Source organism: Stenotrophomonas sp. FBCC-B152 (genome assembly GCF_059134105.1).
Genome location: NZ_CP101442.1, coordinates 2,806,634 through 2,819,390 on the forward strand (window position 1 = coordinate 2,806,634; position 12,757 = coordinate 2,819,390).

7 protein-coding genes are annotated in these 12,757 nt (G+C 70.4%); 3 read left to right on the forward strand and 4 right to left on the reverse strand.

What is annotated here, in order from left to right; translation table 11 throughout:
- Nucleotides 1-79: 79 nt before the first annotated feature.
- The 3 genes from NMB40_RS13055 to NMB40_RS13065 form a co-directional block, all read right to left on the reverse strand.
- Nucleotides 80-3,265 carry a two-component regulator propeller domain-containing protein gene (locus NMB40_RS13055; protein WP_494358674.1) on the reverse strand — a complete coding sequence of 1,062 codons (3,186 nt, stop codon included), beginning with the start codon at nt 3,263-3,265 and terminating at the stop codon, nt 80-82.
- A complete protein-coding gene (locus NMB40_RS13060; protein ID WP_494358675.1) occupies nt 3,262-6,774 on the reverse strand; it encodes a hybrid sensor histidine kinase/response regulator in 3,513 nt (1,170 codons plus the stop codon). The genes NMB40_RS13055 and NMB40_RS13060 overlap by 4 nt, the downstream gene beginning before the upstream one ends.
- A 137-nt stretch (nt 6,775-6,911) precedes the next feature.
- Complete coding sequence (locus NMB40_RS13065) at nt 6,912-10,490, reverse strand: hybrid sensor histidine kinase/response regulator (protein WP_494358676.1); 3,579 nt, start codon at nt 10,488-10,490, stop codon at nt 6,912-6,914.
- Between the two features lie 154 nt (nt 10,491-10,644).
- Between NMB40_RS13065 and NMB40_RS13070 the strand changes: the two genes are divergently transcribed.
- From NMB40_RS13070 to NMB40_RS13080, 3 genes are read left to right on the forward strand one after another with little or no spacing between them, the layout of a single operon-like run.
- Nucleotides 10,645-11,331 (forward strand): YceI family protein, encoded by a 687-nt coding sequence (locus tag NMB40_RS13070; protein ID WP_494358677.1) that lies wholly within the window; start codon nt 10,645-10,647, stop codon nt 11,329-11,331.
- Nucleotides 11,328-11,900, forward strand: a complete 573-nt coding sequence (locus tag NMB40_RS13075) for a cytochrome b (protein ID WP_494358678.1) — start codon at nt 11,328-11,330, stop codon at nt 11,898-11,900. The genes NMB40_RS13070 and NMB40_RS13075 overlap by 4 nt, the downstream gene beginning before the upstream one ends.
- Nucleotides 11,901-11,902: 2 nt before the next feature.
- A complete protein-coding gene (locus NMB40_RS13080) occupies nt 11,903-12,475 on the forward strand; it encodes a YceI family protein (protein ID WP_494358679.1) in 573 nt (190 codons plus the stop codon).
- Nucleotides 12,476-12,516: 41 nt separating this feature from the next.
- Here NMB40_RS13080 and NMB40_RS13085 read toward each other — a convergent pair whose 3' ends face one another.
- On the reverse strand, nt 12,517-12,744 hold the full coding sequence (locus NMB40_RS13085) for a glutaredoxin family protein (protein ID WP_494361078.1): 228 nt from the start codon (nt 12,742-12,744) through the stop codon (nt 12,517-12,519).
- Nucleotides 12,745-12,757: the final 13 nt, after the last annotated feature.

Below are 12,757 nucleotides of genomic sequence, written 5' to 3' on the forward strand. Positions count from 1 at the left end.
GCGGATCGGGCAGGACTTGTCGCAAAAAGCGCAAGCCACGGGGTGGATGGTAAACGGTTCGCTGGATCGGAACGAACCGTCAGGCCCCGCCGGCCTGCTGCAGCGCCCGGCGCAGCGTCCCGGCTGTAAGCGGTTTGGGCAGTATTCCAGCACCACCGGCGGCACGCACCCGCCCAGGCAGGTCCGCAGCGGGCTGCCGGCTCATCGCCAGCACCGGCGCGGACTCGCTCCGCGCAGACAGCAGGCCGATCAGGGCCAGCCCATCGATGCCGGACAGTTCGATGTCCACCAGCACCAGGTCGAACCGGCCCGCCGCCAGCTCGGTCAGCCCGGCCAGCGCGTGCGGCGCATGCACCGGCTCCCAGCCCTGCGCGGACAGCAGCGTGCTGCCCGCAAGGGCGGCTTGTTGATCGTCGTCCACCAGCAACACCCGACCGCGCGGCGGCGGCGCCACCGCCGGCATCGGAATCCCCACCTGCACGCGCCACCGCCTGCTGCCCGTTGCATGCACGCGCAGGGTGCCACCGAGGGCGCCGGCGAGACGTTCGGCGGCGGTCAATCCCGTGCGCAGGGACGCCAGCGACGGCGCAGGCACGGCCTTGCCGGTGCCGCGCCCCGCCGGGTGCACGGCGCGCCCGCCGGCGTTGAACGTCCACAGCAGTCCCTCGCGCCCGGGGCGCCACGCCACCTCCAGCACCACGTGCCCGGCGCCGGTGTGCCTGCCCACGACCCGCGCGACGGCGTCGAGCAGTTGAGCGAGTCGCAGCGCGTCGCCATGCACGCGTGCGTCGCCCGCCACCTGCAGGCAAATGGCCAGCGCGGTACCACGACGGCAGGACGGCAACACCTGGCGTGCCAACCACCGCTCGTGGAAGGCGCTTACCTCGAAGTCGGCCGCCTGCAGGGGCGTACATCCGGCCTCCAGGCGGGCCTCGTCCAATGCGCGGTTGACCCGTTCCAGCAGCGCGTGTCCGCTCCGCTGTATCCGCTCCAACGGCTGCCGCTGGGCCGCATGCAGGGGCGATGACAGCAGCAGCTCGGCCATGCCCAGGATACCCGTGAGCGGTGTGCGCACTTCATGCCCCAGGGTTGCCAGGTAGTGCGCTTTGGCCTGCGCCGAGCGCAGCGCCAGCGACAGCCGCTGTGCCGATGCCTGCGCCCGCCGCCCCCGCGCGACGCGGCGTACTGCCGCCCATGCTCCCCCGCCCACCAGCAGCGCGCCCGCCGCTGTGCGTGCGCCCACCAGCACCGGGTGGTGCCAGCCGCTGCGCTCGACCTGCAGCAGCAACGCCCGGGTTGACGACCAGCTGCCGTCGGCCAACCGTGCCTGGAACTCCAGGCGGTGCTCGCCGGGTGGCAGTCGCGGGAAGCCGCGGGTCCCGCTGCGGCCCACCCGGATCCAGTCCCGATCCAGCCCGCACAGCCGGAACCGGTACTGCTGGCGCGCCGGCATCGCAGCGCCCAGCAAGCGGACGCTGACCTGGATGTCCCGATCGTCCGGCTGCAGGTGGAGCGCCGTCTTGGACGGGAGCACTTGCAGCAGGCCATCGCGGTGCAGCTGCACACGCTCCACCACCAGCGCCGGCTCGCCCCTGCACGCGGCCAGCCCCACCGGGTCGAACCGCACCCTGCGGCCGAGTGCATCCACGGCCAGCATGGTCGATCCATCGGCCTGCAGCTGTGCATTGAAGACGGCATCGGGCACCCCTTCGCTTCGCGTGTACAGCCGTACCTGGCCCTCGCGGGGGCGAAGACGCAGCAGGCCGCGCGCGCTGCTGGCCCACAACGCGCCGTGTGCGTCGCTGGCCAGGGAGGCCAGCCGCAGCGACGGCAGCCCCTGCCGTGCATCGATCTGCACGCCCGGCCTGGCCACGCCGTCCTGGATCCGATAGCGCCGCACCGTACCCGTGCTGGCCACCCACAGCGCGCCGTCCTCGGCGAGGTGCAGCGCACTGACCTCGCCTTCCACGCCGGCAACGGGGTGGAAGCGACCGTCAGCCCATCGGGTCAGGCCATGCCGGCCTCCCCACCAGAGGCCGTTGTCCGCATCGCAATGCAGCGCCAGTGGACCTGGCGGACGAAGCTGATCCATTGCATCCCAGCGCCACTGCCGGGTGCCGGCGCTGCCGGCCGGCTGCCGCTGGATCCCCTTGCCATCCAGGCGCCAGCGGCTGCCATCGGCGCAGGCCAACGCGAGCGGCGGTGCGTCCCGATCCAGGTGTGCCCCGCTGATCGCCGGCAGCTCCTGCGACGCCTCATCAAGCGAGCTGAAATGCTGCCAATGCGGGGGCAGCCGCCATACCCCAAGATGCCGCCCCAGCAACCAGAGGCTGCCGTGGCGATCTTCCAGGGCCGTGCGGAACCGGGGCACATCGGCGCTGCCCAATGGTGCGACCCCCACCCCAGGCAGCTGGCCGGCGCCGCTCTTCCACACCCTGTCGTCTTCGCCCAGCCACGGTCCGCCGCTGTGCGACGCGCCCAGCGCGCGCGTGCCGGCCGGTGCATCCAGCGGTTCCAGCCGCCCCTCATCCGAGGCCCGCCACGGTCCTGCCGCGCCGCCCACCCACAGGCGCTGTTCTGCATCCACCAGCAGCGCGCTGACCGGCGCAGTGGCCAGCATCGTGGGCGGCGGCAGGAAGCGACCGTTGCGCCAGCGCGCCAGGCCGCGCGGCGTTCCCACCCAGAGCGTGCCGTCGGCCGCCAGCGCCAGGTGGTCGACGCGACGGTCCGGCAGGCCGTCCGCGTTCGCGGTGGGGAGGTACTGACGCAGCCGATGCCCCGGCCCCAGCCGGAACAGACCCGCGTCGCGCGTACCGAACCACACCACGCCATCCGGCGCGGGCAGCACGACACCGATCGCCACGCCCGCCAGCGCGGGAAAGCGCGTGCGGTCGAAGCGCTCGATATGGCTGCGGTCGGCCGACATGCGCATGAGGTGGCCCTGCGCCGTGCCGATCCACAACCGGTCCTGCGCGTCCGTCGCCATCGACAGCAGCTGGTTGTCGGCCAGCCCCTGCTCCATCCGCCAGATCCGGAAGCGCTGCCCATCGAAGCGGGCCAGGCCATCATCGGTGGCAAACCACAGATAGCCGTCGCGGTCTTCCACCACCTGGTGCACCGCATTGGATGGCAACCCGTCGGCGGTGGTGAAGCGCAGCGCCGTGGGCGGCGCCGCGCGAACCGATGCCGCAAGCAGCAGGAGCGCCAGCAGCGCCGGCAGCAGGCGCTGCAGCGAGCGGGCGCCTGCCCGCAGTGCGCCGATCATGCGCCCACCACGGCGGCGGCCAACCGTGCCCCGGTCACCGGCAGCCGCACGAAACCGTCGAACCCGCCCGCGCGTGCGTCGCGCTCGGCGCAGGCATCGGCGCGTGGCGTGAGCGCCACGCGCCGCACCCCCGGCCACAACCAAGGCAGGCGCGCACTCAGCCGCCCGCCCGCCACCAGCAGGTCCGGATCGGCCGCGATCAGGTCCCAGGGCCCGGGGTCGACGTCGCGCACCCACGCGTCCGCATTTTCCACGGCCACCACGCGGTGGCCCTGGGAACGCAGCAGCGCGCATACCACTTCGACAGCGTCCGGCTCTGCGGCAGGCAACAGCACCATCACCCGCAACGCGCGCGATGGCACGGCAGCAGACGCGCCCGGGCGCGGCGCGGCGGGCGCGGCGGCGGCGGGTGCAAGCGCCGGCCATGGCAGCGTCAACTGGAACTGGGTGCCACGACCGCGCTGGCTGTCGACGTCCAGGCGCCCCCCCATGGCGTGTGCCAGGTCGCGGCTGATGGCCAGTCCCAGCCCGCTGCCGCCAGGGTGGGCGGCGGTGTCTGCCGCTTCGACCTGGCTGAAGCGCTGGAACAGCCGACGCACCTGCGCCGGGCTCATCCCCGGACCGGTGTCGGACACACACAGCACCAGCCCGCGATCCTCCGGCCCGGTGCGCGCGCTCAGGCTGACCTGTCCGTGCGCGGTGAACTTGAGCGCGTTGCCCAGCAGGTTCAGCAGGATCTGGCGCAGGCGCTGCACGTCGCCGTGGAAGCAGGCGCCGGGTGCGAACGTACTGGTCCAATGCAGCGCCAATGCCTTGCCCTGCGCCACCGGCAGCAGCAGCGCGTGCAGCTCACGCATCACCTCCACCAGCTCGAAGGGCGCCGGATGCAGGCGCAGGCGGCCTGCTTCAATACCGGCCAGGTCCAGCGCATCGTCCATCAACTGCAGCAGGTGGTGCCCGGCCTGCTGCAGGCTGCCGACCTGCTCGCGCTGCACGGGTGACAACGGCGACTGCAGCAGCAGCTCGCTCCAGCCGAGTACCGGCGTCAACGGCGCACGCACCTGGCGGCCCAGTTCGGCCAGGAAGCGGGTGCGCTGCATCGAATCCTGCTCGGCCCGCTGCTGGCGCGCGCGCACCTGGCGCCGGTGCGCGCGTCGCCGCTGCCGGCCGTAGTGCAGCCGCGCCCCCCCCACGACCGCTGCGCAGATCGCGGCAGCCAGGGCGATACGACCCGTCGCCGTTTCCCACCATCGGGGCACCACGCGCAACTGCAACTGGCGCACCGCCGACCAGGGGCCGCCGGCGTGCCGCGCCTTCACCAGCAGGGAGTGCTCGCCCGCCGGCAGGCGCGTGAACAGGCGTTGCGCCACGGGGCCGGTGTCGACCCATGCCGGGTCCCGTCCCAGCAGGCGGAAGTGGTACTGGATGCGATCGGGATCGCCGCGGCCGAGCAGGTTCACGGCGACCCGCACATGACGATCCCCGGTACCCAGGAGTACCGGCGATGCAGCGATCGGCACCTGGATCACCCGTCCGTGACGACGACGGCTCATTGCATCAAGCACCAGTACCGGCACCGTTGCCGGGGCGCGAAGCGCGCGCGGGTCGAACGCCAGCAGTCCGCCTTCGCGCACCCCGGCCACCACCGCACCCGAGCCCAGCCGAAGCAGCCGCTGCGGCAGTACCTCCTGCACCGGCAGGCCCTGTGCGGTGCCCAGGACCTCCACCTCGCCCGCGTGCGGGTCCACCCGCACCACGCCCCGCGCGGCCCCGGCCCACGCCACGCCATCGGCGCCCACCACCAGCGCGCCGGCACGCAGTTGCGGGTAGCCCTCGGCGCCGGCAATGCGGCGTACTCGATGCAACCGTCCCTGCGCAAGACGGTACTGCTCCAGGGCGGCGGGGCGACTGATCCACAACGTGCCATCGTCGGCTTCGGCGATGGCCGACACGGCTCCTTCGCCATCGCCCGGAACCCGCTCGAAGCGCTCGCGTGCAATCGACCAGCGCATCACCCCCTGCGGATCGGTCGCCCACACCTCGCCATCGCGCGTGCACAACAGCTGCCGCAGCGGCACGTCCTGCGCCAGTCCCACCTGCCGTGGTGCCGCACTATGCTGCCGCTCGCCGTGTGTCGACCACCGTTGGATCGCCCGGGGGTGCGCCAGCCAGACCTCGCCGTTAGCGCACACCTGCAGGTGGATGGCCCCCTGGTCCGTCCCCAGCCCCAGCCCCCAGTCGCGCCGGCTGCGCCGATGCGGGTCATGGCGCAGCAGCCGGTCGGCACTGGCAACCCACACCCGTCCCTGGGCATCTTCAGCCACGCCCACCGGAAGCGGGCTGACGCCGGCATGCGGGTACCGGAGCACATCAAGGCCGCGTCCCGTACGCAGGTCAAGACGCTGCAGGTGCCCGCCACTGCCGGCAACCCACGCGTGGTGCATTCCCGAGGCAGCCAGGCCCAGTGCGTAGTGACTGCCGGTTCCCGGCCCGCTGCCGGCGGTGGCGGGCAAGGCCGTGAACTGCCGCCAGCGGGCCGACAGCCACCACACGCCGTGCCGCTCACTCACCCACCATAAATCACCGTTGCGGTCCTCCAGCGCCTGGCGGATCACCACCGGCCCCGACGCGGCGCCTGGCGCGGGTTGCAGCACCCACGGCAGCACGGTGCCGGTTTCCTGCCGCAGCAGCGCCGCGCCCCGCTGCTGCCAGAGCACGCCGTCAGCGCTGCGCAGCACGCTGCGTGCGCCGGGCAGGCGCAGGTGGGCACCCGCTGCAGTACCCATTGCCCAGGTGCCGCGCGCCGAGGTGACTTCAATACCCCCGCGGGGATCGGCCCAGAGCGACTGGATCGGCGCGGCGGACGCGGCCGGCAGCGCCATCCGGACAAGCCGCGTGCCATCCCAGCGCCAAAGCGATGCGGCCTGGGCCACCCACAACGCACCGGCGCTGTCGCGCGCGAGTGCCATGACCGGGCCATCCTCCAGCGGAAGCGGTTGCAACATCCACTGCGGGTCACGCGGTGCCCGCCGATAGAGCTGATGGTCGCTTCCAATGGCCCAGATCCGGCCGTCGCCGCTGCTGTGCACCTGGCGCAGCGGCCCCTGCCGCAGCGCCGACGGGGCCGATGCCGGCAGCCGCTGGAACCCCCCGCGATCAGCGCCCATCATCACCAGGCCCGCAGTGGCCGTTCCCACCCATAGCCGATCGATCGCATCCACGTGCAAGGTGCGCAGGTCGACATCCGGCAACCCGTCCTCGAGACGCCACAGCCGGTACCGCTGCCCGTCGAAACGCATCAGTCCATCGCTGCCCGCCAACCACAGGTAGCCGGAGGCGTCTTCAGCGATTTCGCGTACATTGGGATCGTGCAGGCCGTCGACCATGCCGAGCGGGCGCGGCGATGGCACGTGGACAACACCCGCGTGGCTTGCTGCCGGCCACATCAACAGCAGGGCCAGAAGCAAGGCTACGGGCTGCCCGCGCAGGGCTTCTCGCGGGGGCGTCACCGTCTACCGCACCATCATCGTTCTCATTGCGGCCACGGTAGGGGCATCCCGGCCAGGGCGCATCCGCATTCCCGTAAATACGTCACAGAGCGGTGAATCAAGTTTTGGATTGAAATTGCCGTTTTCTGATACGTAGCCTATGGAGAGGTCACCGTCCCAGAGGGGCTGCGGCGGGTGGCAAACGCCCGCGCGATCGCCATCACCAGCAGGTCACCGGTCACCGGCTTGCGCAGGAAACCATCAAATCCGGCTGCCAGGACCTGTTGCTCGGCATAGGCATCCGAGCGCGCCGTCACCGCGATCAGTGGCAGCGCGTAGCCCATGGCACGCAGCTGCCCGGCGATGGCGATGCCATCCAGCGCAGGCAGGTCCAGGTCAAGCAGGCCGATATCGAAACGTCCGGCAGCCACTTCCGACAACGCCGCCAGACCGTGCAGGGCATGCACCACGGTGTGCCCGCGGGCCTGCAGGAGGCCGGCAATGACGTCGGCTACGGTGGCATCGTCTTCCACCAGCAGTATCCGCAACGGCGGCAGGGCAATCGGCGCGCCATGCAGCGGCGATTGCGGAGCGGGCCCTTGGCGCACGCTCCACGGCAACGGCAGGTGTACGGTGAACCGGGCCCCCTGCCCGGGTGCGCTGTCGATGCCGATGCGCCCCCCCATCGCCACGGCCAGTTCCTGGCAGATCGCCAGGCCCAGGCCGCTCCCCCCATAACGGGACGCCGTACGCGGGCCGTCCGCCTGCTCGAAACGGTGGAACAGGCGCTGCTGCTGGTCTTCATTGATGCCCGGCCCGGTATCGGTGACCTCCAGGGCGATGCCGCTCCCTCCCGGCACCAGCTCGACGCCGAGACCGACATGGCCGTGCTCGGTGAACTTGATCGCATTGCCCAGCAGGTTCATCAGGATCTGGCGCACGCGCATCTCGTCGCCACTGACCTGCACCGGTCCGGGCAGGTTGAAACTGCGCTCGAACGCCAGCCCGCGGTGATGTGCCATCGGTTCCATCAGGGTTTCCACCTGGGCCAGCATCGACATCAGGTCAAACGGCCGGATGTCCAGTTCCAGCCGACCCGCTTCGATCCGGGCCAGGTCCAGCGCGTCATTGACCAGCCGCAACAGATGGGTACCGGCGTGCTGGATGGACGCGGCGTAGCCGCGTTGCAGCTCGTCCAGGGGCGTGGCCAGCAGCAGTTCGCTCATGCCCAGCACACCGGTCATCGGGGTACGTACCTCATGGCCGAGCGTGGCCAGGAAGCGGCTCTTGGCCTGCGACGCCTGTTCGGCGATCTGCTGTTTGTGCACGGTCAGCTGCCATTGCTGGCGTCGGCGCAGCCGGGCGCGGGCAAACGCCGCCACGGCGGCCACCAGCAGCAGCCACAGCATCACGTAGCCCGCGATGGCCCAACTGCTGCGCCACCACGGCGGCTGCACCTGCACGGTGATGGTGCGTGACGGTGTCCACTCGCCGTGCGGGGTCGCTGCCTGCACGTCGATGGCGTACTGGCCCGGTGGCAGCCGCGACAACAGGCGTTCGCCATCGGCATTCTGCATCACCCAGTTCTGGTCATAGCCGGACACGCGGTAGCGGTAGCGGTTGCCCATCGGGCTGACGAAAGACAGCAGGCGCGCGGAAATGATCAGGTCGCGATCACCCGGCCCCAGCACCAGCGGCGCATTGACCGGCAGCGACTGCTGGCCTTCGGCATCGTCGCGGCGCACCTGGATGTTGTCGATGACCAGCTGCGAGGGCGGCAGCGGGGTGTCTGCCGCATTCGGGTCGAAACCCACCAGCCCGGTCGCCGTGACAGCCAGCACCCGGCCGTCGGCACCCACCACCGGGGGGCGTCCACTGAACTCCCGATCCGGCAGCCCGTCCTTCTCGCCATACACCCGCAGCCGACGTTCTCGCGAATGCCAACACACCAGGCCGCGCGTGGTGGTGGCCCAGACCTGGCCATCACGGCCAAGCGCGATGCCCCCCATCGACACCGGCGGCATTCCCTGCGCGGCGCCGACCCGTTCGCGCAGCGTCATGCTCAGCCCATCCCACCGGTAGCGCTCCAATGCGCCACTGCGTGCCATCCAGACCTCATCGGCACTGACCCAGGCCATGTCGAAGAGGTTGCCGGGCGCAATGCCGGGCACCCGTTCAAAGCGGTCCTTCTGCCAGCGCAGCAGCCCCAGCTCGCCCATGTCACCCATGATCCACAGCCCGCCACGCGGATCGAACAGCATCTGCTCCACCGGCACATCGACCAGGCCGCGACCATCACCGATGCGGATGTCGTCGAGCAGGTTGCCCTGCGCGTCGCGGCGCTGCACGCCGTAGTTGGTGATCGACATCCACAGATCGCCGTTGGGCGCCTCACGGATCAGTTCAATGCGTTGGCGAACATCGGCGCCGCCTCCGATCTTCCACTCGCGCAGGTGTCCGGTCTCTGGCTGGAACAGCCCCAGCCTACCGGCCCGACCGAGCCAGAGCGCACCATCCGCGCGCGGAGAAACCGACCTGACCGCTCCCACGCCGATCTGCTTTTCAGTGACGATCTGGCGCAGGCGTCCACCGGCGTCCAACTGGTAGACACCATGTGCCCCGGCAATGTAATAGCCGCTGCCCGCCGCTGCGGCCCCGAGCAGGTATGCGCTGTCCAGAGGCTTGCCATCCAGCTGGTACCAAGTGGAGAAACGCTTCCAGTCCGGGGGGAGGTAAGCCAGCCCCTGGCTCAGCATGGCTACCCACAGCCCCCCTTCGTGGTCCTGCAGCATGTCCAGCACGCCGCTGCGCTCGGTCAGGAATCCACTGCCCGCATCGCCGGCCAGCAGGCGCAGCTGCGTGTCATCGCCGCGATACAGGCCGTCGGCCGTGCCCAGCCAGTAACCGCCGTTGCGGTCATGCAGCACCGAAGCAGCACGCACATCGGCGCCCACCTTCCACGGCGCCGGGCGCGCGTTGCCATCGGGACTGATCCGGAACAGCCCGCCCTCGGTTCCGGCCCATACCGTGCCATCGGGGTCGCGGGTCAACCGGAACACGCTTTTGCCGCCCAGTACGGCCGGGGCGATCCGGCTGAAGCCGCGCCCATCCCAGCGCGCCACGCCACCGCCGGTGCCAACCCAGACATGGCCTTCGGGATCGGACAGCAGGCTGTAGATGGTGTCGTCGGGAAGCGCGGCCGGATCGGCTGCGTTGGCCCGGTAGCGGACCAGCGTTCCATCCTCCTCCCGCCGGCAGATGCCATGGCGATTGGTGCCGATCCACAGGGCCTTGCCCGCATATGCCAGCGACCAGAACTGGCCCTCGCACCGCGCGTCGAGGTCGGGGAACCGCTCGAAACGGTCGCGCCCGGGCCCCAGCATGCTCAGGCCAACGCCGTTGCTGCCCACCCAGACTCGATCCAGCGGATCGACCAGCAGCGTCTCGATCTCGTTGCCTGGCAACGAGCCGGGATCGTCGGGTTCATTGCGCCAGACCCGCAGGCCCACGCCGTCGATGCGGGCCAGGCCATCGTCGGTGGCGGCCCAGATGTAGCCCTGCCGATCCTGCGCCAGCGCCAGCACCATGCGCGAGGGCATGCCTTCGGCGGCGCCAAGGCGGCGCATGCGCGGTGTTTCTGCCGATGTCCCTGCGGCCCACAACGCCGACGGCACCGCATGCAACGCCAGTGCCAGCAGCACGATGCCTGCCCGCCAACCGCGCGCGCTCAACGCCATCGAGTTCTCCCTGTTGCCCGGGATTGTCACACAGTGCGCCGCACAACGCCCCGTTCGCACCCCGTTGGGCGCACCACGATCTGTTGCAGCCATGGTGCTGCCAGGCATCACGGACCAGCGCGTATGATCGGCCCAGCCCTGAACGGAGCCGGCCGTGACCAAGCGCCTGACCCTTGCCCTGCTGTTGTGTACCGCCCCGTGGGCGGTGAGCGCCGCGCCCGATACCTACCGCCTCGACCCGGTGCATACGCGGGTCCTGTTCGCGGTCGAGCACGCGGGTTTCTCGCAGGCACTGGGCACGGTATCGGGCAGCGAAGGCAGCCTCTCCTTCGATCCCGACGACTGGAGCAGCGCCACGCTCACGGTCAGCGTGCCGCTGCAACGGCTTGACCTGGGCGATGACAAATGGAACAAGGCCGCGCTGGCGCGCAACCTGCTCGACGCCGAACGCCATCCCGAGGCCCGCTTCGTCTCCACCCGCATCGAACCGGTCGATGCCACCCATGCACGGGTCATCGGTGAGCTGACCCTGCGTGGCGTCAGCCATGAAGTCGCGCTCGATGTCACGCTCAACGCAGTCAAGCGCCACCCGATGCCGCCGTTCCGTCGTACTGCGGGTTTTTCCGCCACCGCCACGCTGAGCCGCAGTGCATTCGGCGTGGATGCCTGGCCGTCGATGATCGGCGACCAGGTACAGCTGCGCATCGAAGCCGAAGCCCTGCGCGACCGCAGTGCCACCGATCCGCAGGACACACCGTCCGTCGACGCGCCGGGAACTCCGGAACCGGTCGACGACTCCGACACCCCATCCTCTCCGCCAGCCCGGAAACGCTCGCCATGACCACCCGAAACACCCGTGACCGCTGGGGCAGTGTCAGCCAGGGCCTGCATTGGCTGATCGCCCTGCTCATCCTCGTGCTCGGCATCGTTGGCCTGACCATGGGCGAACTGCCGCGTACCCCGAAGTATTTCTGGGTGTACACCGCGCACAAGTCGCTGGGCATTACGGTGCTGGCATTGGTGGTGCTGCGCCTGGGCTGGCGGCTGTATGCCGGCGCGCCCGAACCGGTGCCCGGCACGCCGACCTGGCAGGAACGCATCGCCTCGGCCACCCACTGGCTGCTGTACGTGCTGATGTTCGCGCTGCCGCTGTCCGGCTGGATCTACGATTCGGCCAGCGGCCTGCGGCCGTTCCGCTGGTTCGGGCTGGTCGACGTGCCCAAGCTGGTCGCCCCCAACCCGGGCGCGCGTGACATCTCCCACGCCATCCATGAGTGGGGCTTCTGGCTGCTGATCGCCGTAGTGGTCGCCCACGCCGGCGCCGCCCTGTACCACCATCTTTTCCAACGCGATGCCACGCTTGCGCGCATGCTGCCGCAGGGCTGGCTCGCCTCCCCCCAGAAGGATTGACGATGAACATCAAGCTCACCTCCCCCGCCGCCGTGGCCGCCGCGCTGGCCGGCCTGATGGCCACCGCCCCGGTGCTCGCCGCCGATTACGTGCAGGCGCCGGGCGCCGGCTCCCACCTGGCCTTCGCCACCAAGTACGACGGCGAAGTGTTCACCGGTAAGTTTCCCGGCTTCTCGACCCGGATCAGCTTCGATCCGGCCAACCCGGCCGCCGGCACGCTGGACGTGACCATTCCGCTGGCAGGCGCCGAGACCGGCAATGGCGACCGCGATTCAACGCTCAAGACGGCAGATTTCTTCGACGTGGCCAAGTTCGCCACCGCCACGTACACCGCCAAGGGCTTCACCAAGACCGCCGACAACAAGTACGTGGCCAATGGCACGCTGGCGCTGCGCGGGGTGACCAAGCCGGTCACCTTCACGTTTGAATGGAAGCCCGGTGCCAACCCGGTGCTGACCGGCAAGGCCACGGTCAAGCGCCTGGACTTCGGCGTGGGCCAGGGCGACTGGAACGACACCAAGACCATTCCGGATGACACCGCAATCAGCACCGTGGTCAAGCTGCAGGCGAAGTAACCGCCTTGGCGGCAATCGGGGGTGCCGGCCAACGGCCGGCGCTACCGGGGTCCGGCCATCCACGCCGACAGGGTGGCGGCATCGAAGGGCCAGTCCAGCTCCCGGCCCTGCCCATCGCGCAGCACCGGCACCCGGCTGCCGTAGCGCACCTCCAGGGCGGCGTCATCGTCGATGAAGACACTGTCCAGCCCGGGGACCCGGGCCTGGGCCAGGACCGCAAGGGCCAGGTCGCACAGGTGGCAGTCGTCGCGTTGGTACAGGATGAACATAAGGCTCATATGT